19 protein-coding genes and 1 riboswitch are annotated in these 24,259 nt (G+C 72.6%); of the genes, 8 read left to right on the top strand and 11 right to left on the bottom strand.

Annotation, left to right across the window (positions count from 1 at the left end; genetic code table 11):
• Window positions 1–42: 42 nt before the first annotated feature.
• The 7 genes from WA762_RS21235 to WA762_RS21205 form a co-directional block, all read right to left on the bottom strand.
• Window positions 43–1,140 (bottom strand): ABC transporter ATP-binding protein, encoded by a 1,098-nt coding sequence (locus WA762_RS21235; RefSeq protein WP_335937513.1) that lies wholly within the window; start codon window positions 1,138–1,140, stop codon window positions 43–45.
• Entirely contained in the window at window positions 1,137–2,138 is a 1,002-nt protein-coding gene (locus WA762_RS21230) for an ABC transporter permease (RefSeq protein WP_335937512.1), read from the bottom strand. Before WA762_RS21230 ends, WA762_RS21235 begins: the two co-directional genes overlap by 4 nt.
• Before the next feature lie 169 nt (window positions 2,139–2,307).
• On the bottom strand, window positions 2,308–4,080 hold the full coding sequence (locus WA762_RS21225) for an ABC transporter substrate-binding protein (RefSeq protein ID WP_335937511.1): 1,773 nt from the start codon (window positions 4,078–4,080) through the stop codon (window positions 2,308–2,310).
• A 95-nt stretch (window positions 4,081–4,175) separates the two neighbouring features.
• Window positions 4,176–5,180 carry an ABC transporter permease gene (locus WA762_RS21220; RefSeq protein WP_335937510.1) on the bottom strand — a complete coding sequence of 335 codons (1,005 nt, stop codon included), beginning with the start codon at window positions 5,178–5,180 and terminating at the stop codon, window positions 4,176–4,178.
• A gap of 646 nt (window positions 5,181–5,826) precedes the next feature.
• Window positions 5,827–6,600 (bottom strand): enhanced serine sensitivity protein SseB C-terminal domain-containing protein, encoded by a 774-nt coding sequence (locus WA762_RS21215; protein ID WP_335937509.1) that lies wholly within the window; start codon window positions 6,598–6,600, stop codon window positions 5,827–5,829.
• Window positions 6,601–6,835: 235 nt separating this feature from the next.
• Entirely contained in the window at window positions 6,836–7,609 is a 774-nt protein-coding gene (locus WA762_RS21210; RefSeq protein WP_335937508.1) for an enhanced serine sensitivity protein SseB, read from the bottom strand.
• Window positions 7,610–7,689: 80 nt separating this feature from the next.
• Complete coding sequence (locus WA762_RS21205) at window positions 7,690–8,358, bottom strand: AAA family ATPase (protein ID WP_335937507.1); 669 nt, start codon at window positions 8,356–8,358, stop codon at window positions 7,690–7,692.
• Between the two features lie 155 nt (window positions 8,359–8,513).
• Window positions 8,514–8,612: riboswitch (glycine riboswitch) on the top strand.
• A 146-nt stretch (window positions 8,613–8,758) separates the two neighbouring features.
• Here WA762_RS21205 and gcvT point away from each other — a divergent pair.
• The 4 genes from gcvT (at window position 8,759) to WA762_RS21185 (ending at window position 13,493) form a co-directional block, all read left to right on the top strand.
• Window positions 8,759–9,925, top strand: a complete 1,167-nt coding sequence (gene gcvT / locus WA762_RS21200) for a glycine cleavage system aminomethyltransferase GcvT (RefSeq protein WP_335937506.1) — start codon at window positions 8,759–8,761, stop codon at window positions 9,923–9,925.
• Window positions 9,926–10,070: 145 nt separating this feature from the next.
• A complete protein-coding gene (gene gcvH / locus WA762_RS21195; RefSeq protein ID WP_335937505.1) occupies window positions 10,071–10,448 on the top strand; it encodes a glycine cleavage system protein GcvH in 378 nt (125 codons plus the stop codon).
• A 19-nt stretch (window positions 10,449–10,467) separates the two neighbouring features.
• Complete coding sequence (gene glyA, locus WA762_RS21190) at window positions 10,468–11,724, top strand: serine hydroxymethyltransferase (RefSeq protein WP_335937504.1); 1,257 nt, start codon at window positions 10,468–10,470, stop codon at window positions 11,722–11,724.
• 386 nt (window positions 11,725–12,110) lie between these two features.
• Window positions 12,111–13,493: an L-serine ammonia-lyase gene (locus WA762_RS21185; protein ID WP_335937503.1), complete on the top strand. Its 1,383-nt coding sequence runs from the start codon at window positions 12,111–12,113 to the stop codon at window positions 13,491–13,493.
• 340 nt (window positions 13,494–13,833) lie between these two features.
• Here the strand turns inward: WA762_RS21185 and WA762_RS21180 are convergent, their stop codons facing one another.
• Both WA762_RS21180 and WA762_RS35890 read right to left on the bottom strand, forming a co-directional pair.
• A complete protein-coding gene (locus tag WA762_RS21180) occupies window positions 13,834–14,628 on the bottom strand; it encodes an MBL fold metallo-hydrolase (RefSeq protein ID WP_335937502.1) in 795 nt (264 codons plus the stop codon).
• 134 nt (window positions 14,629–14,762) lie between these two features.
• Window positions 14,763–15,032: a hypothetical protein gene (locus tag WA762_RS35890; RefSeq protein WP_472911609.1), complete on the bottom strand. Its 270-nt coding sequence runs from the start codon at window positions 15,030–15,032 to the stop codon at window positions 14,763–14,765.
• Window positions 15,033–16,013: 981 nt separating this feature from the next.
• Here WA762_RS35890 and WA762_RS21175 point away from each other — a divergent pair.
• Window positions 16,014–17,021 carry a terpene synthase family protein gene (locus WA762_RS21175; RefSeq protein ID WP_335937501.1) on the top strand — a complete coding sequence of 336 codons (1,008 nt, stop codon included), beginning with the start codon at window positions 16,014–16,016 and terminating at the stop codon, window positions 17,019–17,021.
• A 45-nt stretch (window positions 17,022–17,066) separates the two neighbouring features.
• Here the strand turns inward: WA762_RS21175 and WA762_RS21170 are convergent, their stop codons facing one another.
• Window positions 17,067–17,237 (bottom strand): hypothetical protein, encoded by a 171-nt coding sequence (locus WA762_RS21170; RefSeq protein WP_335937500.1) that lies wholly within the window; start codon window positions 17,235–17,237, stop codon window positions 17,067–17,069.
• 88 nt (window positions 17,238–17,325) lie between these two features.
• A complete protein-coding gene (locus WA762_RS21165; protein ID WP_335937499.1) occupies window positions 17,326–18,753 on the bottom strand; it encodes a PucR family transcriptional regulator in 1,428 nt (475 codons plus the stop codon).
• 234 nt (window positions 18,754–18,987) lie between these two features.
• On the opposite strand from WA762_RS21165, the gene WA762_RS21160 reads away from it, so the two are divergent.
• The 3 genes from WA762_RS21160 to WA762_RS21150 all read left to right on the top strand — a co-directional run bounded on the left by WA762_RS21160 (window position 18,988) and on the right by WA762_RS21150 (window position 24,241).
• Complete coding sequence (locus WA762_RS21160; RefSeq protein ID WP_335937498.1) at window positions 18,988–20,496, top strand: long-chain-fatty-acid--CoA ligase; 1,509 nt, start codon at window positions 18,988–18,990, stop codon at window positions 20,494–20,496.
• Window positions 20,497–20,745: 249 nt separating this feature from the next.
• Window positions 20,746–22,158: an MFS transporter gene (locus tag WA762_RS21155; protein ID WP_335937497.1), complete on the top strand. Its 1,413-nt coding sequence runs from the start codon at window positions 20,746–20,748 to the stop codon at window positions 22,156–22,158.
• Window positions 22,159–22,717: 559 nt separating this feature from the next.
• Complete coding sequence (locus WA762_RS21150; protein WP_335937496.1) at window positions 22,718–24,241, top strand: carboxylesterase/lipase family protein; 1,524 nt, start codon at window positions 22,718–22,720, stop codon at window positions 24,239–24,241.
• Window positions 24,242–24,259 lie beyond the last annotated feature (18 nt).

Genomic DNA, 24,259 nt, shown 5'->3' with positions numbered 1-24,259 from the left:
TCGCCACGCCCTCGTCCTCGCTCGTCACGGCCTTTTCCTCGCTCACAGCTTGGGCGCAATCTCTTCGGTCCAGATCCGCTCCCGCTGCTCCTGCGACATGTGGCAGGCCGCCCAGTGCCGGCTGCCGACCTCGCGCAGCTCCGGTCGCACCGTGCGGGTCACATCGCCCTCGGGGATGTCCGCGTACGGGCAGCGCGGGTTGAAGGCGCAGCCCGACGGGATGTTGATGAGGGACGGCGGGGAGCCCTTGACCGGGATGAGCCGGTCGGTCTGCTCGCGGTCGAGGCGCGGCATCGAGCCCAGCAGGCCCCAGGTGTAGGGGTGGCGGGGTTCGTAGAACACGTCCTCGGCCGGTCCGCGCTCGACGCAGCGCCCGCCGTACATCACCAGGAGGTCGTCGGCCAGCTCGGCCACGACGCCCAGGTCGTGGGTGATGACGATGACCGCGGAGCCGAACTCCTTCTGCAGGTCGCGGATCAGGTCGAGGATCTGCGCCTGGACGGTCACGTCCAGCGCGGTCGTCGGCTCGTCGGCGATCAGCAGCTCGGGGTTGTTGACCAGCGACATGGCGATCATCGCGCGCTGCCGCATCCCGCCGGAGAACTCGTGCGGGTAGCTGTCGACGCGCTTGTCGGGCTGCGGGATGCCGACCCGGTCGAGCATCTCGATCGCGCGCCTGCGGGCGGTCTTCTTGTCCACGTCGTGGTGGACCCGGTACGACTCCACGATCTGCTTGCCGATCGTGTAGTACGGGTGCAGCGCGGACAGCGGGTCCTGGAAGATCATCGCCATGTCGCGGCCGCGCAGCCTGCGGACCTCGTCGGGGTCGGCGGAGAGCAGTTCCTTGCCGTCCAGCCAGATCTCGCCGGACAGCCGGGCCTTGCGCTTGCCGTACTGGCCGGCGGTGTGCAGGCCCATGATCGCGAGGGAGGTGACGGACTTGCCGGAGCCGGACTCGCCGACGATGCCGAGGGTCCTGCCCTTCTCCAGCGTGAAGCTGAGCCCGTCGACGGACTTCACGAGACCGTCGTCGGTCGGGAAGTGCACCCGCAGGTCGCGCACGTCCAGGAAGGCGGTGGGGGCGGGCGAGCCGGCGACGGGCTCGCCCAGCGCGGCGCCGCTCTTGTGCAGTTCGGTCATCCCAGCCTCACTCGCGGGTCGATGACGGCGTACAGAATGTCGACGACGAGGTTGGCGACGGCGATGGCGAGCGCCGCGAACAGGGTGACGCCGAGGATCACGGGCAGGTCCTTGTCGCTGATGGCCTGGACGGCCGCGAGACCCAGACCGGGCAGGTTGAACGTGGACTCGGTGAGGACCGCGCCGCCGAGGAGCACGCCGATGTCGAGGCCGAAGACGGTGAGGATCGGCGTCATCGCGGACCGCAGGGCGTGCCGGGTGATGACGGCCCGCTCGCCGAGTCCCTTGGAGCGGGCGGTGCGGATGTAGTCCTCGCCCAGCACGTCGAGCATGGTGGCCCGGGTGAGCCGGGCGTACATCGCGGCGTTCAGGAAGGCGAGCACGATCCACGGCAGGATCAGGGTCTGGAACCAGACGCCGATGCCGTCGTCCGTGGAGAGGTTGTCGGCGATGTGCACCCATCCGAGGGTGTGCACGAAGAGGCCCATCGCCACCATGCCGGTGAAGAAGATCGGCAGGGAGACGCCGCCGAGGGCGGTGGTCATCGCGGCCCGGTCCCAGATCGTGCCGCGCTTCAGCGCGGAGACGACGCCGGTGGCGACGCCGCCGATGAGCCACAGCACGCAGGCGCCGGCGGCGAGCGCGCCGGTGACGGGCAGGGCGTCCTTGAGGGTGGTCCAGACCGGCACCTCGGTGCGGAAGGAGTACCCGAAGCAGGGGGCGGCGCAGTGGGTGACGTCGTCACCGTTCGCGTAGTCGCGCCCCATCGGGATGCCCTTGACGAAGTCCCAGAACTGGACGAGGAGGGGCTGGTCGAGCCCCAGTTTGATCCGGATGCCCGCGAGCTGCTCGGCACCGGTGGCCTTGCCGGCGAAGAGGACGGCGACGTCCTGACCCGCCCACTTGGGCAGCATGAAGAAGATGGTGAAGGTCGCGAGCAGTACGACGAGCACCATGATGACGACGGCGAACAGGCGCCGGATGAGATAAGCAAGCACTGTGCGCGGCCCGGCGGTGGCCGGGGTTCCTCGTGGGGCTCCCGGCCACCGCCCCGGCCATCACCTGCCCTTCGGACTGGCGGGTTTCGGCGGCGGTGGAGCGGCCGACGGGGTCGGCCGCTGTTGCTGGGGGCGGCGGCGACCGAGGCCGGCGCCGCCCGTGCAGCGACTACTTGACGACGCCGAGCGAGACGTAGTCGTAACGGCCGTTGTAGGCGTCGGACATGTAGACGTTCGTCAGTCGCTTGCCGCGCCAGGTGATGTTCTTCTCGTAGATGAAGGGCATCCAGTCGGCCTGGTCGAGGATCCGCTTGTCGATCTGCTGGTAGACCTCACCGGCCTTCTCCGGGTCGGTCTGCGCGATCGCCTGGTCGAAGAGCTTGTCGATCTCCGGGTCCTTGATCTGCGACTCGTTGTAGTTGCCGGTCTCCGAGAGGAAGCGGCTGTCCCACAGCGGCTGCCCAAAGCCCTGGCCGGACGGGAAGTCCGGGCCCCAGCCGCTCATCGTCATGCCGTAGCCGCGCTGCTTCACGACCGACGGCGAGCCGCTGATGCTGGCCGCCTCGGCGCCGTTGATCGGGTCGACCGCGACCTTGATGCCGACCTTGGCGAGCTGCGCCTGGAGCGCCTCGGCGGTGTCGACCTCACCCGGGTTGTTGTTGCGGGCGGTGAGCTTGGTGGGGAAGCCGTTCGGCTGGCCGCACTGCTTCAGCTCGTCCTTGGCCTTGGCCAGGTCCGGCTTGCCCTTGCGGGCGAGGACGCCGTACGGGTCGTAGTCGCTGTGGCCCTTGATGGACGCGGGGAGGGCGCTGTTGGCGATCGCGCCGCCGGCGATCTCGCCGCCGCGGACCTGCTGGAGGGCGGCGAAGTCGGTGGCGTAGAAGACGGCCTTGCGGCAGTGGACGTCGTCCAGCGGCTTGGCGGTGTGGACCAGCGCGACGTAGCGGACGAACGACGTCTGCATGTTGTCGACGCTGTCCTTGTACTTCTGGATCGCGGTGACCCGGCCGGACTGGGTCATGCCGGTGCCGTTGAGGTCGACGTCGTAGTCGCCCTCCATCAGCTTCTTGTCGTTCTCCTCCAGGTTGGCGGAGAACGTGACGGTGACCTTGTCCGGGAGCGCGGCGCGCACCGGGTCCGACGACTTCTGCCACTTGTCGTTGCGGACGAGCACGATGCTCTTGTTCGGCTTGTACGACTCGAACTTGTACGGGCCGGAGGAGAACGGCCGCTGGGTGTACTTGGCCTTGGTGTCCTCGGACGCCTTCACGGGCGAGCCGGACGGCATGGCGAGGAACTGCTCGAAGTCGCCGTTGGGCTTGGGCAGCCGGAAGATGATGGTGTTGTCGTCGGGCGTCTCGATCGACTTCAGGCCGAGCTTGTCCGGGGACGAGTCCTTGTAGGGGCCCTTGTACTCGCCCTTCGGGTCCAGCGTCTGCTTCAGGTACTGCGGACCGCCGGTGATGGTGTCCGTCGCCCAGATGCGCTCGATGCCGTACTTGACGTCCTTGGAGGTCAGCTTGGAGCCGTCCTCCCAGGTCAGGCCATCCCGCAGCTTGTACGTGTAGGTCTTGCCGCCGTCCGTGATCTCACCGGGGCCGGTGGCGAGGTCGCCGACCAGCTTGGTCGAGGCCAGGCCCGGCTTGGTGTCGTACGTGACCAGCTGGCGGGTGTAGAAGCGCATGAAGTCCCACGCCATGCCGTAGTAGGCGCGCTGCGGGTCCGCCGAGTCCAGGTCCTGCTTGCCGACCATCTTCAGCGTTCCGCCCTTTTTGGCAGACGGATTGGCGATCTTGTCGAACGCCGCGTTGAAGCCCGCACCCTTGGCGCTGCCGCTGTCGCTGTCGCCGTCGCCGCCGCCGCACGCCGTGGTGGTCATCAGCGCCGCGACCACGAGGGCCGCACCAGCGGTGAGCCGTCGTTTCGTGGAAACTGTGGACATTTTCTCGCAACCTCCGAGATCGCGGTCCCAGGCCGTTGCTTGCCGGAGAACCATGGGAAGAGCCACCTGACAGTGCGGCAGGGGCAAGTCGTGGGTTATCGGGTCCCCTTGGGATCCAGGGCGTCGCGCAGCCCGTCCCCGAAGAGGTTGAAGGCCAGTACGGTGATGAAGATCGTCACGCCGGGAAAGACCATGAACATCGGGTCGTGCTCGTATGTCTCCAGTGCGTCGCGCAGCATGCCGCCCCAGGAGGCCGTGGGCGGCCGGACACCGGCGCCGAGGAAGCTCAGGGCGGCCTCGGTGAGGATGTTGGTGGGGATCATGAGCGTCGCGTAGACGGTGATCGGGGCCACCAGGTTGGGCAGCAGTTCGCGGAAGAGGATGTGCCCGCGCCCGCCGCCGAGGCTCCGCGCGGCCTCCACGTACTCGCGTTCGCGCAGCGAGAGCGTCTGCCCCCGCACGATGCGTCCCACATAGGGCCAGCCGAAGAAGCCGATGACGGCGACGAGTACGGCGATCCGCACCCCGCTGCCGGTGAGGCCGAGCAGGTCGTCGGGGAGGACCGAGACCAGGGAGATGATGAAGAGCAGCTGCGGGAAGGAGAGCAGCACGTCCATCACCCGGCTGATCAGCGCGTCGACCCAGCCGCCGAAGTAGCCGGCGACGATCCCGAACAGCGTGCCCAGCGCCACGGCGACCAGGGCCGCCAGGAACGCCACCAGCAGCGAGATCCGGGCGCCGTAGACGATCCGGCTGAAGACGTCCCGTCCCTTGTTCGGCTCGACGCCGAAGAGGAAGTCGCCGCTGATGCCGCCGAGGGAGCCCGTGGGCAGGTTGGTCAGCGGGTCGAGCTTGTCCTGGTGGAAGTCGTTCGGCGGGTGGCCCAGCAGGGAGACGATGAGCGGTGCGAAGATCGCCACCGCGATCAGGGCGAGGACGACGATGCCACCCGTCAGAGCGACCTTGTCCTGCTTGAGGCGGTTCCAGGCGATCTGCTTGAGGGACCGCCCCTCGACCTTCTTCACCCCGGAGTCGGCCGCCGGACCACCGGTCGCGTTCGGGCCCGTCTCCGTGGTCGGCTCGTGCAGTGGTGCCGTCATCGTGGCAAGGACCCCTCTCAACCGGCGGTGGCCGGGCCGAACTGGCCGCGGTGGCGGCACGGATCAGTCAGTCGTACGCGGAGGCGGCAGACGCCCTTGCTGCGGGAGTCTTCATCGCCGCCGCGCGCGGTAGCCATACCGACAGGCGAATGGATGCCTAACCGTGATGCTGACTGGGGTGATCCGTTATCCGGACGGTGGTGAACGCCCGTCGAACACCGGTCAGTTGAGGTTCAACAGGGCGATGATTCCCATACTCCTCGCTTTCACCACCAGACGGCCCCTCCACGGAGATGTCCGGCATACGGGGTGCACGGCGCACGTTCCGGGCCGCCGGGGCCGGGGGACCGCGCTCCGGGTGCGGCGGCGGGGCCGACTTCCCGGGCGGCGAAGGAGGTTGAGGAGGGAGGTGCCGGAACGGCCGCGCCGGGGCGGCGGACAGGCGAGGGACAGCCCTTGGCCCGGCGCGTCACACGCCCGCGCGCCCGGCATGGCTTCAATCCGGCGCGCGCGCCGCGCGGTCGCCGTGCGGCACGCGGGGTGCGGGGCGCGAGGTGCGGGGCGCGGCACGCGGGGCGCGAGGTGCGGGGCGCGGGGTGCGCCGGGTGCGGCGCGCCGCCCCGCCGAAGGGGCGGCCGGGCCGCCTTCAGTACGCGCCCTGCGGCGGCGGATAGCCGTAGCCGGGCGCCGGGGCGTGGGCCTCGCGGTCGTAGAACGGGCGGGAGTTGGCGCGCAGCCACATCGCGACCGGGTCGTACTCGTCGGACATCGCGACGGTGGAGACGGGCAGCCCCTCCGGGACCGCGCCGACCGACTGCCGCATCATCGCGCGCACCGCCTCGACGGACGGCGGGCTGGTGTCGTACAGGTCGAGGCCGATGGCGAGGTACGGCGTCCCGAGCGCGGGCTGCACCCAGGCGCGGCGCAGCGAGCGGATCGCGGGCGTGTGGTGGGCGCTCTGCGCGAGCAGGGCGTAGAACTGCGGGATCTCGATGGCCGGTTCGGTGAGCCGGAGCGGCCCGGCGGGCATCCGGTCCAGGCCGGTGGCGATGCGGCGCAGGTCCAGCCAGGGGACGCCGACGCCGCCGCCCGGGGCGTGCGGGTTGAGCCAGATGCCCCAGCGGTCGGGGAACAGGGCGCGGGCGATGTCGCGGCCGGTGACCACCTCGTGGGCCCGGGTCCAGCCGCTGGCCGACAGCTCCTGGGCGGAGGTCACACAGGGGGCGTAGCCGAGGCCGCCGATCTCCATGTTTCCGTACTGGGCGTCCGGCGAACCCGCCCGGCCGTGCCAGAGGAGCATCCAGATCCGGCCGTCCGCGAGGGCCTGGAGCAGCGCCTCGTACGCGTCGTAGCGCCCGGGCGTCACTTGGCGCAGCATGTGCTCGACCTGTCCGGCCGCCGCGGTGCCTGACGCAGTCACCTGGTTCCGCCCCTCTTCGATCCACTGTGCCGGCCCGCCGCTCCCGGGGCACACGGGCGCGGCACGATGCCGTGACACCCGCCATGAAACCAGCTTATGCGGCGGTCCTGACACCGACTTGACGCCTCGGGCCGGCCCGGTGGCGCCCGGCGTGCGCCGCGGCGCGGGCCGGCCCGCGCGCCCCGCACTCCCGTTCCGCGCGCCCCCGTACCGCCGTTCGCGCGCCGGCCCCGTACTACCGTTCCGCGCGTTGGTAGAACGGACGGATCCGCTCCCGCATCCAGTCGCCGACCGGGTCCTGTGCCACGTCGAGCAGGACCAGGTTGACCGGCCAGGGCACCGCCACCCGGCCCAGGGCCCGGCCCAGCGCGTCCATCGGGGCGCTCTGCCCGGCGTCGCCGTCCCAGGCGGAGAGCTCCACGCCGACGAAGAGGACGGGATCGCCGCCCTCGATGCTGGCCAGCGTGCGGCGGGCGGTGACCACCACGCCGCTCTCCTCGAACTCGCCGGCCGCGGCGGAGAGGAAGTCGACGGGCTCCTCCTGCCAGTCCGGTTCGAACAGCCGGACCCGGCCGCCGGCGGCCGGCCCGTCCAGCGCGGTGCGCCCGGTGCGGCACAGTTCGGCCACGGCGGGCGGCGGCAGCGGCATCCCGACCGCGCCGCCGGGGTTGACGGCTATGCCGAGCTGCGGCGGCAGGCCGCGGGCGAACTCCCGGGCGGGGGCGACGGTGTAGGACATCCGGTCGCCGACGCAGCCGAGGAACTGCTGCTCGGAACTGAACACGGGGACGAACGCGGCGCCGTCGATCTCCAGGGTCGGCAGGTCCAGCTCCCGCGCGTCGGGGGCGCCGCCGTTGGGCAGCGGCACCCAGACGTGGCTGCGTCCGAGCACCTCGACGAGGCGCCCGCCGGCCTCCGCCGCGCCCACCGAGGCCATCAGCACCTCTTCGAGCTCGTTGGCCGGCCATCCGTTCTCCGGATGCGACTGGACCTGTGCCGGAATGTCCACTGCTTCCCCTTCTCGCCCGAGCCTTCCGGCAGAAGGTTAACCGTCCGCCGCCGCCCGGCCGCCCGGGCCCGGGCCCGGCCTCAGGCGAACGTGATGCGCTCCAGCAGCGCCGCGGCCGCCCGGTCCAGCAGCACCGCCGAGGCGCAGCCGGACGGCGGCCGGCCCCGCTCGGCGTTCCGGAGCAGCCGGGCCACGGCCCCGCGGTGGCGGGCGAACGCGTATCCGGAGACGCCCCGGCCGCGCTCGCGCTGTCCCTCCCGCGCGGTCCCGGGCGTGACGTCGAGCAGCACCAGGTGGAGCTCCCGGCCCCGGCGGCGCGCGGCGCGGGCCAGCCAGCCGCGCACCCACGCCTGCGTCCCGCAGTCGTGCACCACGAGGGACTCGCCGGAGCGCAGCGCCCGCCACAGCCCGCCGTAGTGGGCGAGGCGGACGAGGGGGCGGTAGAGGGCGTACGGGAGGAGGCGGGGCATCAGCCGCGCCCAGCGGTCCCGGACGTCCTGGGAGTCGATGGCGCGGGCCGCGGCCGTCCGCCGGATCAGGGTGGACTTGCCGCTGCCGGGCAGCCCGGAGACCACCACCACGTCGCCCGCGGCGAAGACCAGGCCGTACCGGGCGGGGCCGTCGGGCCGCCGCAGGTCGCGCACGGCCGGCACGGGGCGGCCCGGCGCCCGCCCGTCCGGGCCCCCTGACTGCGCGGGCATCACACCGCGTGCGCCCCCCGCGGTCGTCGCGTACCGCCGTAACGTCATCGCCCTCCCCCTGCCGGGTGTCGGCCCATGGCCGGAAGTGTAAAGAAAAGGTAATGCGGCACAACCGTCCACGCCGTCGGAATCGGCCGGGGACCGACGCCCCGTTGCGGCCCGATGCGTGCGATGATGGCCCGGCCAACTGCATAAAGGCCGCTTGAATCCGCGCGGGAGAGTTCCGGTCACCACAGGTGCCCGGGCGCCGAAGGAGCAAGTTCCTCCCTTGAATCTCTCAGGCCCCGTACCGCGTGGATGAGGCAGATCTGAAAAGCGGGCCGCCACGCGGCCCCACCCAAGGTGCAAGCCGAACGGGACCCTTCGGGGGCTTTCGGCGAACCTCTCAGGTTCCGATGACAGATGGGGAGGGATTGTCCTCGCCGTCCTGCCCCCGGGAGCCATATCCATGAGCACCGCCCCCCGCCGCACCGCCCACCCGTCTCCCGCCACCGCCCTGCCTGAAGGCGCTTCGCGCCACAGCCCCCTTCAGGCCCTGCACCGCTCGCTGGGCGCGACCATGACCGACTTCGCGGGCTGGGACATGCCGCTGCGGTACGCCAGCGAGCGCGACGAGCACAACGCGGTCCGCACCCGGGCCGGCCTCTTCGACCTGTCGCACATGGGCGAGATCACCGTCACCGGCCCCGGGGCCGCGGACCTCCTGAACTTCGCTCTGGTCGGCAACATCGGCACCGTCGCCGTCGGCCGCGCCCGCTACACGATGATCTGCGCCGAGGACGGCGGCATCCTCGACGACCTGATCGTCTACCGGCTGGGCGAGGACGAGTACATGGTCGTCGCCAACGCGGGCAACGCCCAGATCGTGCTGGACGCCCTGACCGCGCGCGCCGGGGGCTTCGACGCCGAGGTGCGCGACGACCGCGACGCGTACGCGCTGCTCGCAGTCCAGGGCCCCGCGTCCCCCGCCATCCTGGCCTCGGTCACCGACGCCGACCTGGAGGGCCTCAAGTACTACGCGGGCCTGCCGGGCACGGTCGCCGGGGTGCCCGCGCTGATCGCCCGTACCGGTTACACCGGCGAGGACGGCTTCGAGCTGTTCGTCGCCCCCGAGCACGCCGAGGGGCTGTGGAAGGCCCTCACCGAGGCGGGCGCCCCGCACGGCCTGGTCCCGTGCGGGCTCTCCTGCCGCGACACGCTGCGCCTGGAGGCGGGCATGCCGCTCTACGGCCACGAGCTGACCACGGTGCTGACCCCGTTCGACGCCGGGCTCGGCCGGGTCGTGAAGTTCGAGAAGGAGGGCGACTTCGTCGGCCGCGAGGCCCTGAGGGCCGCCGCCGAGCGCGCCGAGACCGCCCCGCCCCGCAAGCTCGTCGGGCTGATCGCCGAGGGCCGCCGGGTGCCGCGCGCCGGCTACGCGGTGGTCGCCGGGGGCCAGGTCGTCGGCGAGGTGACCTCGGGCGCCCCGTCGCCCACCCTGGGCAAGCCGATCGCCATCGCGTACGTGGACGCCGCGTACGCCACGCCCGGCGCCGAGGGCGTCGGAGTGGACATCCGGGGCAACCACGAGCCGTTCGAAGTCGTGGCCCTGCCGTTCTACAAGCGTCAGAAGTGAGGCCGGACCGTCGGCGCCGCAAGCGGTTCCGGCGGCCGGGCGCGGCGTCCACGGACGTCCGCACACCGCAAAGTGACGCAATCGCGTCTCACACCGTAAGACCACCGTTCAACAGCACTCCCCCGCGTACAGGAGAATTCAGGTCATGAGCAACCCCCAGCAGCTGCGTTACAGCAAGGAGCACGAGTGGCTGTCGGCCGCCGAGGACGGTGTCGCCACGGTCGGCATCACCGAGTTCGCCGCCAACGCGCTCGGTGACGTCGTCTACGCGCAGCTCCCCGAGGTCGGCGACACCGTGACCGCGGGCGAGACCTGCGGCGAGCTGGAGTCGACCAAGTCGGTGAGCGACCTGTACTCGCCGGTGACCGGCGAGATCACGGCCGCGAACCAGGACGTCGTGGACGACCCGTCGCTGGTGAACTCCGCTCCCTTCGAGGGCGGCTGGCTGTTCAAGGTACGCGTCACGGAGGAGCCGAAGGACCTGCTCTCCGCCGACGAGTACACCGAGTTCTCCGGCAACTGAGACCCCAAGGGACCACTTGATGTCGCTTCTCAATTCCTCCCTCCACGAGCTGGACCCGGACGTCGCCGCCGCCGTCGACGCCGAGCTCCGCCGCCAGCAGACCACTCTCGAGATGATCGCGTCGGAGAACTTCGCCCCGGTCGCGGTCATGGAGGCCCAGGGCTCCGTCCTCACCAACAAGTACGCCGAGGGCTACCCCGGCCGCCGCTACTACGGCGGCTGCGAGCACGTCGACGTCGTCGAGCAGATCGCCATCGACCGGATCAAGGCGCTGTTCGGCGCCGAGGCCGCGAACGTCCAGCCGCACTCGGGCGCGCAGGCCAACGCGGCCGCGATGTTCGCGCTGCTGAAGCCGGGCGACACGATCATGGGCCTGAACCTGGCCCACGGCGGTCACCTGACCCACGGCATGAAGATCAACTTCTCGGGCAAGCTCTACAACGTGGTCCCGTACCACGTGGACGACACCGGCGTCGTGGACATGACCGAGGTCGAGCGCCTGGCCAAGGAGACCAAGCCGAAGCTGATCGTCGCCGGCTGGTCCGCGTACCCCCGTCAGCTGGACTTCGCCGCCTTCCGCCGGATCGCGGACGAGGTCGGCGCGTACCTGATGGTCGACATGGCGCACTTCGCCGGGCTGGTGGCGGCGGGCCTGCACCCCAACCCGGTGCCGCACGCCCACGTCGTCACCACCACCACGCACAAGACCCTCGGCGGTCCGCGCGGCGGCGTCATCCTGTCGACCCAGGAACTCGCCAAGAAGATCAACTCGGCGGTCTTCCCGGGCCAGCAGGGCGGTCCGCTGGAGCACGTGATCGCGGCCAAGGCGGTCTCGTTCAAGGTCGCGGCGACCGAGGAGTTCAAGGAGCGCCAGCGGCGCACCCTGGAGGGCGCCCGCATCCTGGCCGAGCGCCTGGTCCAGCCCGACGTCACCGAGGCCGGTGTCTCCGTGCTGTCCGGCGGCACCGACGTCCACCTCGTCCTGGTCGACCTGCGCGACTCCGAGCTGGACGGCCAGCAGGCCGAGGACCGGCTGCACGAGATCGGCATCACGGTCAACCGGAACGCCGTCCCGAACGACCCCCGCCCGCCGATGGTCACCTCGGGGCTGCGGATCGGCACCCCGGCCCTGGCCACCCGCGGCTTCGGCGCCGAGGACTTCACGGAGGTGGCGGAGATCATCGCCGCCGCGCTGAAGCCGTCGTACGACGCGGAGGCCCTGAAGGCCCGCGTCGTCGCGCTGGCCGAGAAGTTCCCGCTGTACCCCGGCCTGTAGCGGTCCCGGTCCGGGACGGCACCCGGCCCGAGGCCGCGACCGGCCCGGAGCATTGCCCGGTCCGGGACGGTACCCCGGCCTGAAGCCGTGCCCGGCCCGGAGCAGCGGCCGGCTCGACGCAGTACCCCGGCCCGAAGCGGGCCGGACGCACGGGCGGCCCGTCCCCCGCCCCGCACCGCCCCGCCGCGGTGCGGGCCCCGGGGGGGCCGGGTCCGTCACCCCTCGGGCGGGGCGCCCCGCACACCGGACGGTGGGCGCGGCGCCCCTCCCCGCCCCGTGCCTCCGGGTCCACCGGCCCCGCCCCCCTTCCCCGTCTCTCACCACCTGCCCTCCCCCTCGCACCACCTGGCAGACGACGGCGTCCGCCACCCACTGAGGAGTTCCCCGTGGCCATCTCGGTCTTCGACCTTTTCTCGATCGGCATCGGCCCGTCCAGCTCCCATACGGTCGGCCCGATGCGCGCCGCCCGTATGTTCGCGCGCCGCCTGAAGAACGAGGGCCTGCTCGCCCACACCGCCTCGATACGGGCGGAGCTGTACGGCTCGCTCGGCGCGACCGGCCACGGCCACGGCACCCCGAAGGCCGTCCTGCTCGGTCTGGAGGGCGAGTCGCCCCGCACCGTCGACGTGGAGACCGCCGACGAGCGGGTGGAACGCATCCGCACCACCGGCCGGATCAACCTGCTCGGCATGCACGAGATCGCCTTCGACGCCGACGAACAGCTGGTCCTGCACCGCCGCAAGGCCCTCCCCTACCACGCCAACGGCATGACGATCCTCGCCTTCGACCACGACGGCGCGACGCTGCTGGAGAAGACGTACTACTCGGTCGGCGGCGGCTTCGTCGTCGACGAGGACGCGGTCGGCGCGGACCGGATCGTCCTCGACGACACCGTCCTGAAGCACCCCTTCCGCACCGGCGACGAACTGCTGCGGCTCTCCCGCGAGACCGGCCTGTCCATCTCCTCGCTGATGCTGGAGAACGAGAAGGCGTGGCGCACCGAGGACGAGATCCGCTCGGGCCTGCTCGACATCTGGCGGGTCATGCAGGCGTGCGTCGCGCGCGGCATGTCCCGCGAGGGCATCCTGCCCGGCGGCCTCCGGGTCCGCCGCCGCGCCGCCACCACCGCCCGCCAGCTGCGCGCCGAGGGCGACCCGCAGACCCACGCGATGGAGTGGATCACCCTCTACGCGATGGCGGTCAACGAGGAGAACGCGGCGGGCGGCCGCGTCGTCACCGCCCCCACCAATGGCGCCGCCGGAATCATCCCGGCCGTGCTGCACTACTACATGAACTTCGCGGCGGGCGGCGCCACCGAGGCCGAGAAGGAGGACGGCGTCGTCCGCTTCCTGCTGGCCGCCGGGGCCATCGGCATGCTCTTCAAGGAGAACGCCTCGATCTCCGGCGCCGAGGTCGGCTGCCAGGGCGAGGTCGGCTCCGCCTGCTCCATGGCGGCGGGCGCCCTCGCCGAGGTCCTCGGCGGCACCCCCGAACAGGTCGAGAACGCCGCCGAGATCGGCATGGAGCACAACCTCGGCCTGACCTGCGACCCGGTCGGCGGCCTCGTCCAGATCCCCTGCATCGAACGGAACGGCATGGCCGCGGTCAAGGCCGTCACGGCGGCGAAGATGGCCCTGCGCGGCGACGGCAGCCACAAGGTCTCCCTGGACAAGGTCATCAAGACCATGAAGGAGACCGGCGCGGACATGTCCGTGAAGTACAAGGAGACCGCGCGCGGCGGCCTCGCGGTGAACATCATCGAGTGCTGAGGCGCACGGCGGCACCCCCGCGCGAGTGCGAAGGCGCCGTGTGCCGGGCGGAGGGCGCTGCGTGCCGGCGGAGGGGGTCGAGGGCTTCGCGTTGCCGAGGGTCCGAGCGCTGAGGGCTTCGTGTGACGAGGGCGCGGGCGCTGAACGCTTCGTGTGCTCCCCGACACGGCGGCGCCCCCCGAGGGCTTCGCCCCACACCTCAGCGGCGTCCCGCCCGCCCGGCTCCCCCTGCCCGCCCGGGCCGTCGAACCTGCCGGCCCGGAGCGCGCGCCCGCTCCGGGCCGGGACGGCGACCGGACGGGGAGAGCCGGCGCGGGGCGAGCGACCGGGCCGGGAAGCGTCAGACGGCGACGAATCGCCGGGGCCCGTCGGCGGTGATGACGCGGCCGAAGCGCATGCCGGGGAAGTGGGCGGCGACCAGCAGGTCTCCGGTTTCGGCGGCCTGGTCCGCGATGCGGTTGCGCGCGGCGGAGGCGGCCGCGGGGTCGACGTCCCAGACGACCTCCCAGTCGCGTTCGGAGAACTGGACGACGGAGTGGGCGACATCGCCCAGCAGCAGTGCGCGCTCACCGCGGGAGGAGACGGCGTAGACGGTGGTGCCGGGGGTGTGGCCCGGGGTGTGAAGGGCGTCCAGGCCGGGGGCGACGGTGTGGTCGGTGTCGAAGAGTTCGAGCTGGTCGCCGAGCGGGGTGAGCTTGTCGACGGCGCTTTGCTGCGGGGCTTCGCCGGAGACGAAGTGCTGCCAGTCGGCGCGGTGGGCGCGGTAGGTCGCGCGGGGGAAGACCGGCCGGCCCTGGTGGGTGGCCCAGCCGATGTGGTCGAAGTGCAGATGGGTGAAGACCACGTCGGTCACGTCGTCGGGAGTGATGCCGTGGGCTTCGAGCGACTCCAGCAGCGAGCCGCCCTGGTAGCGACCGTGGTCCCCCGCGCCGACGCCGGCGTCGACCAGTACGACGCGGTCCCCGGTACGCACCAGGAAGCCGCCCAGCGGCAGCTCCAGCGTCCCGTCCGGGGCGAGGTGATGGCCGTGGCAGGCCCATGGGTCGTCCACGCCCGGGCGGCTGAGGATGTCGGTGGCGACCTCCCTTCCCACTCCGTCCGTGATCGCCAGGACCTCGATGTCACCGATCTTCATACATATCCTCCCGAAACCGGCCGTGAGCTGCTTCACCTGCCACCGGCTGAAACCGCTTGCGCCGACGGGCCATTCCCGCCGCACGCCCACGTCGCCGCCGAATGTCCAACGCCCGGCCCGCCCGGACGCCGGGCTCACGATCCGGCTCCTCTGCCCGCCCCTGGCCGCCGCACCTCGCCATTCGTCCCTCGTCCGCAGCGCCCGGGCTCGGGCCCGGAATCCCGTCCGCCCGCCGGACCGCCGGGCCAGGACGGAGCGCCCGAGGCGCACCCGGGGGACGAAGGGCGCGTCGGCGAACGGGCGAACGGGCCCCAGTTCCAGGGCTCCCGGAGCCGCTGTCCCTCCAGCCGGAGCTCCCAGAGCAACCGGACCGCGTTCGGGGCCCGGGCGGCGGCGCTGCCCATGTCGCCGAGGACCGGCACGATCTCGCGGCCGATGGGCGTGTGCACGGCGGTCAGCCGGTCGAGGTGGCGCCGATGCCGATGTCGGCCGGCCGGAGTTCCTCGGTGCCGGGCGCCTCGGGCGGCCCCACGCTGATTCGGCGGCCGGTGGCCGGGACGGTGTGGGCGAGGTCGGCCGGCCCGGCCCGAGCGCGGCCGGAAGGCCAGGTCGACGGCGACGGCGACGGCGTCTTGCACGTGCACCGGGTTGTCCGGGTGCGGCGCCGCGAGCCCGGGAGGCCGAGGCGGAGAGGCGCCTCCGGCCGTAGGAGACGCCCCGGCCGCGGCGGTACCGGCGGACCGCGGCCCCGGATCATCCGCGACGAGGACCGTCGCCGAGGACCTGCGGCCGGGGCCGCCGTCTTCGCCGAGCCGGATCGGCCGCCACGCGGGGCCATCACGGGGCCGCCGCGGGAACGTCACGGATTCCCGCCCTCCTGGATCCGGACAGTGACGAGATTCGGGGCGCGGATCCGGACAATTACGGATTGACGCCCCATGAGTTCGGCATGGGGCCGCATGGGTTCGGGAAACCCCCCGCACGCGGCGCGAAGTGCCCGTGGCATAGGTCGGCGCACGGGTGGTGTGAGGAGCCGGCAACCGTTCAAACGCGCTCACCCGGCTCCGGCCATCACACATTTTCGGTCACACATGACTTCCCTCCCCTCCACACAAGGGGTTGACTGGGGATCACGCATGGTGATGCCGACGTCCTGACCCCCGGGGCGTCCGCCACCGCGGGCCCGGGAGCCCGGCCCCCCATTGCCCCGATACCCGGCGGAGGAGAGTGAGCAGGGATGATCGCCTCATCTCGCGCGGCGAACCTCCGGCTCGGGCCGGGGTCCGGTGGGCGGACCGCCTCTCTCCGCATACCGGTCCCGTGCGTGAATCCGATCAGCTCCCCATTCGTATCGTTCATTCGCATCGTCTCGACGAGGGGCACCAATGAGCCAGATCGTGCTGCCGAAGTTCTATATGCCGTTCCGGAGCACCGGATGCAATCCCGGCATCGAGGAGACCAGAAGGGCCGCCTGGGAATGGGCCGAGTCCCAGGGGCTGACGCTCTCCGCGACGGGCCGGAAGAAGATGATCCGGACCAGGCCGGAACTCTGGATATCTCTCATCTTCCCCACGGCTTCACAGCGGCATCTCGATCTCTTCTGCCAGTGGCTCTTCTGGGCGTTCCTCGTCGACGACGAGTTCGACGACGGGCCGGCCGGGCGTGATCCCCGAATGTGCGAGACGGCGATCGACCGGTTGGTGACCGTGCTCGACGGCGGTCCGCCGCGCGGCCCCATGGAGCACGCGCTCGTCGGTCTGCGGGACCGGACGTACCGGGACCGCCCGGCCCATTGGGTCCGGCAGTTCCGCCGGGATACGGTCGCCTGGCTGTGGACCTATTACGCCGAGGCCGTGGAACGGGCCGCCGGGCAGGTGCCGGCCCGGGAGGATTTCGTGAGGCATCGCCGGGACTCGGTGGCCATGCAGCCTTTCCTGGACCTGCATGAGATCACCGCCGGAATCGACCTACCGGAATCGGCTCGCAGCCTTCCCGCGTATATCGCTCTCCGCAATGCGGTGACGGATCATTCCGGGCTGTGCAACGACATCTGCTCCTTCGAGAAGGAAGCACGGCTCGGGTACGAGCACAATGCCGTACGGCTCATCCAGCGCGAGCACGGGCTCAGTCTCCAGGAGGCCGTCGACGAGGCGGGAACGCAGCTGGCGAATGTGGCGGAACGGGTGCGCAGCGCCGAGCAGGAACTGGCCGCGCAGATCGCGGTGGCCGGGATCGCCGGGCCCGCCCGGGACGCCTTGGAGCGGTGCGTACGGGATTACCGCGGGCTGGTCCGGGGCGACTTCGACTACCACGCCCGCGCGGAGCGCTACACCCGTCCGGATCTGGTGGAGATCGACGAACGGGAGACCCTCTCCCGGTTCTTCGCCGCCTGACCGGCGGGGCCGGGGCGCGGGCGCCGTGCCCGTGCCCCGGCCGCTTCAGCGATCGACCGCCCAGCGCGCGTCCGCGGGCCAGGATCCCGTGCCGACGATGTGCTCCACGATTCTCAATGCCTCGCCGATCGGCACGGTGTCCTCGTCCGGGTACGCGTCGTCCTGCCCGTTGGAGAGCACGAACCCCTCGCTCCATCCGCCGGCTCCGGGGTCCACGGCGTGTTCGCCGGGGTCGCCCTGACGCGACCGGTGTCAGGGGTCCGCTCGACGAGGCGTGTTCGTTCCGGCCGCGTCTCCGGAGCGGTCAGCGGAGTCTGCCCCGCCGGGCCGGGCCGTCCGGGAAATCCGGATCGGCCGGGCCGCGTGGTGCCGGGAGCGGTCCGTCGTCCGTGGTGCTCAGCGGCAGTGCTCTCAGGGCCAGGGCCCAGCCGAGCCTGGCCTCGCCCGACTCGGCGGAGCGGCCGGTGAGTTCGGCGATCCGGCCGATGCGATTGAGGACGGTGTTGCGGTGGCAGTAGAGCTGTTCGGCGGCGCGCGCAGCCGAACAGCCGTTGTCGAGCCAGATCCGGAGCGTGTCGAGCAGCGCGTCCCGTTCGGCCCCGTTGTCCAGCACCGCGCCCAGGTGCGTGGCGACGATGCGCTCGGCGATCTCGGGGCGTCCGACGAGAAGGGCTTCCGGCAACCGGTCGTCGAACGCCGCCGCCTCGCCGCTGCCCGCGGGCAGCGTGCGCAGGGCCTGCTCGGCCAGTCGCAGGGCCCGGCCCGCCTGGGAGAGCCGGTCGAACTCCGGTGACATGCCGGCGGTCGCCGGGGTGCGGTGGCGCAAGAGGTCGAGGAGTACGCCCGACTCGCCGGCGGCGAGCCGCACGATTCCCGCGTACCGGCCCGATCGCGGCCGCCAGAAGGACCAGATGCCGTGGTCGTCGAGGACCGGCGCCAGGTTGGGCGGCGCGGCCGGGTCCTGGGCGGCGACGACGATGACGTACCGGTCGTGGAGCGGCACGCCGAGCGCGGCGGCCGCCGCCGAGGCGACCGCCGGGTCGTCCCCGCGCCCGTCGAGCACGGCCTCGAAGAGGGCGACACGGCGGGTGTCCTGACGGCCCTCCATCTCCAGCTGGGTCAGCCGGTACGACTCGGCCATCACCAGCGAGTAGCGGTCGATGGTCTCCCATACGGCGCCCGCGATGTCGAGCTCGGTGTCCAGGCCGCTCGCGATCGCCTCGTCGGCGATGTCCCGCCCCCGCCCGGCCGCCGAGAGTCCGGCGGCCCCTTCGGCCCGGCCGGCCCGTGCGGGACCGGCCCCTTCGGCCTGCTCGGCCCGGCCGGCCCGGGACGCCCGCAGGTGTTCCGCCATCACCTGCCACATCACCCGTCCACCGCGCCGGTACGCCTGGAGCACGGTGTCCAGCGGTACGTTCTGCTCCGCGCGCCGCCGGCCCGTCTCGCGGGCCGCCTGCCCGAAGTCGCCCGCGCTGGGCGGCAGCCCGCCGAAGTCCTCCAGCGCCCGCAGCAGGTTGTCGCGGCAGATCTCCCACAGGTCGCCATGGCTGACCGATGTGCCGGAAGCGTAGGCGTCGCTGTGTGCGTGGATGTCCGCGACCACCCGCCGGGTCAGGTCGTCGATCTCGGGGACGATCGCGAGCGCCAGCGCGCGCCGCAGTTCCCCGTCCCTGCCTTCGGACCGGTCGCCCGGACGCGTCCTCCGGGCCCGGCTCGTCCCCGTCTCCGTCATGTCGGTCCGCCTCCGGTCGTGTCGGTCCGCCGCCGTCGGGGCAGTCTGCTTCCGGTCGTGTCGGAAGGGTACGGCCTGCCCGTTAGGCGGATGCCTCGCCATGCGAAAACCCGAGGGGCCATTGCCCAGGTGAGTGGTGCGCATGGTGGGCATCTGCACATTGTCCCGGGGCGGGGCGACGGCTGATTCTGAGCAGCACCAGCCCTGTAGACACCATGTTTCCCGGAGCGTGTCATGTTTCTGAGCGTCGCCTCTGTCCTCGGCGAGTCGGCCCGCACCCACCCCGACCGCGTCGCCGTCGTCGATCCGGACGTCCGGCTGACGTATCGGGAGTTGTGGGCGCGTGTGCTGCGCTGCGCGGGCGCGCTGCGGGCTTCGGGGGTGCGTCCGGGCGACCGGGTGGCGGTGCTGCTGCCGAACTCGGCGGACTTCCTGTGCGCGTACTACGGGGCACTCGTCGCAGGGGCGACCGTCGTACCGGTGCACGGGCTGCTGGTCGCCGAGGAGGTGGCGTACGTGCTGCGGCACAGCGGCGCCTCGGTGCTGATCAGCGACGGTCCGCCGTGGCCGGTCGCCGAGAAGGGGGCGCGCGCCGCGGGGGTGCGGGCCGTGCGCGGCGTGCCGATGGGCGTCGACGCGTCGGCGGCCCCGGAGCCCGCGGCCCCGGACGCCACGGCGGTGATCCTCTACACCAGCGGGACGACGGGGCGGCCGAAGGGGGCGCTGCTCACCCACCTCAACATCGTGATGAACGCGTCCGTGGTCGCCCACGACCTGCTGGGGCTGGGGACCGACGACGTGGTGCTGGGCTGCCTGCCGCTGTTCCACAGCTACGGGCAGACGTGCGCCATGAACGCAACCTTGCGGGCGGGCGCGACGCTGGTCCTCATGCCTCGTTTCACGGGCGCGGGCGCCCTGGACCTGCTGGCCGCCGAGCGGGTGAGCGTGTTCATGGGCGTGCCGACGATGTACCACGCGCTGGTCGAGGCCGCGGCGCGGGAGCCCGGGGTTTCGGCCGACGCGGCCTGCCGCCGCCGTCTGCGCGCGGCCGTCTCCGGCGGCGCCGCGCTCCCCGTCGCGGTGCTCGAACGCTTCGAGGCGGCCTTCGCGACGCGGGTCCTGGAGGGCTACGGGCTGACCGAGACCTCGCCCGTCGCCACCTTCAACCAGCCCGGCCTGGGCCGGCGCGCCGGAACGGTCGGCCATCCGGTGTGGGGCGTGGAGACCGGTGTGGCGGACGCGGCGGTGGAGGACTCCGTGGTACTGCTGCCGGACGGCGAGGTCGGCGAGGTGGTGGTCCGCGGTCACAACGTCTTCGCGGGGTATCTCGACGATCCGGCGGCGACGGCCGCCGCCGTGGTCGACGGCTGGTTCCGTACCGGGGACCTCGGCGTGCGGGACGAGGAGGGCTTCCTGCGCATCGTCGACCGGAAGAAGGACCTGGTCATCCGGGGCGGCTTCAACATCTATCCGCGCGAGGTCGAGGAGGTGCTGGTACGTCACCCGTCGGTCTCGGAGGTGGCGGTGATCGGTGTGCCGGACGAGGCGCGCGGCGAGGAGATATGCGCGGTCGTGGTGGCGCGCGCGGACGCTGCCGCGGTGACGGCGGAGGAACTGATCGCCTGGTCCCGGGAACGGCTCGGGCGGCACAAGTATCCGCGGATCGTCCGGTTCGCCGAGTCCCTGCCGCTCGGCCCGACCGGCAAGGTCCTCAAGCGGGCGCTGACGGGCCCCGGGGCCTGATCCACCTGGGGAACCCCGGCGTCCGGGACCCCGCTCCCGGAGCACCGGCCCGGCGTCCGGGGACTCCGACGCCCCGGACCGCCTCGGCCCCGCCGCCCCTCGTTCCCGCCGCCCCCCGTTCCCGCCGCCCCCCGCCTCGGCCCCAGCCCCGGGCCCGCCCCGACCCGCCCCGACCCGCCCCGACCCGCCCCGACCCGCCCCCAAGGACCTCCCCGACGCCCCGACCGACGAAGACCGGAGCACCCCGCCATGACCGCACCCGCACCCGCCGTCGCCCCACCCCCCGACGGCGGACCGACCGATCAGCGCCCCGCCCTCACCGAGAAGCTGAGCTTCTTCGCGGGCAACTTCGGCAACATCCTGCTGTCCACCACCATCAGTTCGTTCCTGCTGCTCTACCTCACCGACGTGCTGGGCCTCGCGGCGGCCGCCGTCGGCACCCTGCTCCTGGTCGTACGGATCGTCGACAGCCTCGTCGACCCGTTCGTCGGGTACGCCCTCGACCACCTCCCCGAGACCCGTCGCGGCCGGTTCCGGACGTATCTACTCGTCGGCGGCGTGCTGGGCGGGATCAGCTTCGCGGCGCTCTTTCTCGCCCCGGCGCTGCTGCCCGCGCCGCTGGCCGTGGCCTGGGGCGTCTATCTGCTGTGGGGGGTCGCCTTCCCGATGATGGACATTCCGCTCAACTCCCTGCTGCCGGTGATGACGTCGGATCGCACGGAGCGCGGGAAGCTGGCCGCGGTGAAGGGCTTCACCTATCTCGTCGGCGGCGTGATCGTGGTCGCCGGGACGCTGCCGGTGGTCGGTTCGTTCGGCTCGGAGCGCACCGGCTGGCTGATCTGGGCGACGCTGCTGGCCGTCGCGTCCGTGGTCCTGACGGCGACGTCGGCACTGGGCGTGCGGGAGCGGGTGCGTCCCATCCGCGCCGACCGCTACGGGGTGCGCGACCTGCTGCGGATCTTCACCGGCGGCAGGCCGGTGCCCGTGCTGCTCACGGCGAAGGTGTCGACCGCGGCGGCCAGTGCGGCGATGCTAGCCACCATGCCCTTCTACTTCCTCTACAACGTGGGCGAGAAGGGTCTGATGACCGTGGCCGCCCTGGTGATGATGGTCCCGATGGCCGCGGGCAGTGTCGTCGCCCCCGTGCTGGCGCGCCGCTTCGGCAGCAAGCCCGCCTATCTCGGCGGACTGGCGGTGGCCGCGCTCGGCAACGGCGCGCTGCTGTTCGTCCCGTACGACGCGGTCCCGACGATCCTGGTCTGTATGGCCGTGGCGGGCATCGGCATGGGAACGGGGACCACCCTCAACTACACGCTGCTGGCCGAACTCACCGACTACGTCGAGTGGCGGCACGGGCATCGCGCCGAGGGCGCGCTGGCCTCCCTGGCCTCGTTCGCCGCCAAGACCGGCGGCGGACTGGGCGGCGCCGCCACCGCGTACTGCCTGGGCCTGTTCGGCTACGTGGCGCACGCCGACCAGTCGGAACGGGTGCTGGACGGCATCCGCTACGCGCAGGGCGGCATTCCGATGGCGCTCATCGTGCTCGGCGGACTGGTCTTCCTGGCGTACCCGGTCGACCGCCGCGTCTCGGCCCGGATCGCGGACGAACTGGCCGGCCGCCGGTCGGCCGTTCCCGCCGTGCGGCCGGCCGGGGGAGAGTGAGCGGGGTGGAGAGCGGAACGGCCGCCACCGGGGTGGCCTGCGCGGGCGGCGGATCCGGCGAGGAGACCGGTGTGGCCCCGCCGGGCCCGACTCGGTGCTCGGGGGGCGGATCCGGAGGTGTTCGACCGGGGGCGCCGCTGCGGCGGACGGCGGGCTCCCGGTCCGGGAGTGCTGGGACGGGAGTGCCGGCCCGGGGGTGCGTGCTGCCGCGGATGGCCGGCCGCGCTCAGCCGTGGTCTGCTGGTTTCCGTGCCCGGCGTCGCCCCGGCACCCGGGCGCGGGCACGCCCGGGTGCCGGGCGTTCCACGACCCGGTGCGCTGTCCGGTGCGCGGGACGTGACACCGGCTCCGGGCGGTTCGGTGGTCGACGCGGACCCGGACCGGGTACATGTCGCCTCACCGGTCCCGGCGGAGGCGCCGCGCCCGGACGGCTCCCTCATCCGTCACCCGGCCGGCCCGACGAGCATCCGTCACCCGGCCGGCCCGACGAGCATCCGTCACCCGGCCGGCCCGACGAGGGTCGCGCTCGCCGGCCCGTACCGCGGAAGGACTGAAGGCCATGTCTGCCGTGCCCCCGCCCATATCCGAGACGTCATTGCTGGTCGCCACCGCCCGCGGGAGGGTGCGCGGCGCTCCGGAGCGGGGCGTCGCCGTCTTCCGGGGCATCCCGTACGCGGCGGCGCCCGTCGGCGCCCGGCGCTTCCGGGAGCCGGAGCGGCCGGAGCCGTGGGACGGGGTGCGGGACGCGGTGGCGTTCGGGCCGACCGCGCCCAAGCGCCCGTACGCCCCGCCGCTGGACCGGCTGCTGCCCGATCCCGAGGTGACCGGGGACGACTGCCTCAATCTGAACGTGTGGACGCCGTCCCCGGGCGCGACGGGGCTGCCGGTGCTGGTCTGGATCCACGGCGGTTCGCTGCTGCACGGCTCGTCGGCGGTGCGGTTGTACGACGGGGCGGCGTTCGCCCGTGACGGGGTGGTGTTCGTCTCCGTCAACTACCGTCTCGGCGTCGAGGGGTTCGGGGTGTTCCCGGACGCGCCCGCCAATCGGGGGCTGCTCGACCAGATCGCGGCGCTGACCTGGGTGCGGGAGAACATCGCGGCGTTCGGCGGCGATCCGGACCTGGTCACGCTGTGCGGCGAGTCGGCGGGGGCCATCGGCATCGCCGCCCTGCTGGCCGCGCCGCGTGCAAAGGGGCTGTTCCGGCGGGCGGTGCTGCAGAGCGGGGCGCCGACGGCGCTGCCGCCCGGCGCCGCCGCCCGCCGCACCACGGAGCTGATCGCCCGTCGGCTGGGGGTGGCGGCGACGGCCGGGGCGCTGGCGGCGGTGGACCGGGAGCGGCTGCTGGACGCGCAGACCGAGGTGACGTCCGGCGGTTCGCCGCTGACCGGCGGCAACTCCTTCCAGATCGTGGTGGACGGCGATCTGCTGCCCCGCCACCCGCTCGACGCGCTGCTGGACGGGGCGGCGGGCGAGGTCGATCTGCTGATGGGGTCGAACAGCGAGGAGTACCGGCTCTGGTTCGTGCCGAGCGGGCTCACGGAGCGGCTGTCGAGGACGCGGCTTTGGCTGGCCCTGCTGAAGTTCGGGGTGCCGAGGGAGACGGCGCGCGCCTACCGCGCCAACCGGCCGGAGGCCACTCCGGGTGAGCTGCTCGGGGCGCTCGCCTCCGACCTGCTGCTGCGCGTGCCGTTGAACCGGGTGGCGGACGCCCGTGCCGGCGCCCCGGGCGGCACCCGTCTCTACGAGTTCGGCTGGCGCTCCCCCGTGCTGGGGCTGGGCGCCTGCCATGCGCTGGAGATCGGTTTCGTCTTCGACAACCTGGACGGGCCGGACGCGGTGGCCCTGGCCGGCGAGGACGCCCCGCGCGAACTGGCCGACGCGATGCACACGGCGTGGGTGCGGTTCGCCGTCTCGGGCGATCCGGGCTGGCCGCTCTGGGACGCGTCCCGTCCGGTGATGTGCTTCGGCCCGGGTTCTCCCGCCGTGGTGCGCGCCCCGCGCGACGACGAACTGCGCGGCTGGCCGCCGTACCGGCGGGAAGGGAAGGGACGGCGGCCCGGGCGGAGGGGCGGGAGGAGCTGAGGGCTGTCCCGTCCGTCC

It is taken from the genome of Streptomyces tyrfis (assembly GCF_037034285.1).
Taxonomy (GTDB): Bacteria; Actinomycetota; Actinomycetes; order Streptomycetales; family Streptomycetaceae; genus Streptomyces.
The sequence above is the reverse complement of the archived record's forward strand: the minus strand, read 5'-3'. Positions and strand labels throughout refer to the sequence as shown.

Bases quoted from the DNA above. Each gene is read 5' to 3' on its own strand.
- WA762_RS21180 (WP_335937502.1), bottom strand. From the start codon at position 14,628: ATGAAGATCGGTGACATCGAGGTCCTGGCGATCACGGACGGAGTGGGA.
- WA762_RS21205 (WP_335937507.1), bottom strand. From the start codon at position 8,358: ATGACGTTACGGCGGTACGCGACGACCGCGGGGGGCGCACGCGGTGTG.
- WA762_RS21160 (WP_335937498.1), top strand. From the start codon at position 18,988: ATGTTTCTGAGCGTCGCCTCTGTCCTCGGCGAGTCGGCCCGCACCCAC.
- WA762_RS21235 (WP_335937513.1), bottom strand. From the start codon at position 1,140: ATGACCGAACTGCACAAGAGCGGCGCCGCGCTGGGCGAGCCCGTCGCC.
- WA762_RS21150 (WP_335937496.1), top strand. From the start codon at position 22,718: ATGTCTGCCGTGCCCCCGCCCATATCCGAGACGTCATTGCTGGTCGCC.
- glyA (WP_335937504.1), top strand. From the start codon at position 10,468: ATGTCGCTTCTCAATTCCTCCCTCCACGAGCTGGACCCGGACGTCGCC.
- WA762_RS21175 (WP_335937501.1), top strand. From the start codon at position 16,014: ATGAGCCAGATCGTGCTGCCGAAGTTCTATATGCCGTTCCGGAGCACC.
- gcvT (WP_335937506.1), top strand. From the start codon at position 8,759: ATGAGCACCGCCCCCCGCCGCACCGCCCACCCGTCTCCCGCCACCGCC.
- WA762_RS21220 (WP_335937510.1), bottom strand. From the start codon at position 5,180: ATGACGGCACCACTGCACGAGCCGACCACGGAGACGGGCCCGAACGCG.
- WA762_RS21225 (WP_335937511.1), bottom strand. From the start codon at position 4,080: ATGTCCACAGTTTCCACGAAACGACGGCTCACCGCTGGTGCGGCCCTC.
- WA762_RS21165 (WP_335937499.1), bottom strand. From the start codon at position 18,753: ATGACGGAGACGGGGACGAGCCGGGCCCGGAGGACGCGTCCGGGCGAC.
- gcvH (WP_335937505.1), top strand. From the start codon at position 10,071: ATGAGCAACCCCCAGCAGCTGCGTTACAGCAAGGAGCACGAGTGGCTG.
- WA762_RS21155 (WP_335937497.1), top strand. From the start codon at position 20,746: ATGACCGCACCCGCACCCGCCGTCGCCCCACCCCCCGACGGCGGACCG.
- WA762_RS35890 (WP_472911609.1), bottom strand. From the start codon at position 15,032: ATGGGCAGCGCCGCCGCCCGGGCCCCGAACGCGGTCCGGTTGCTCTGG.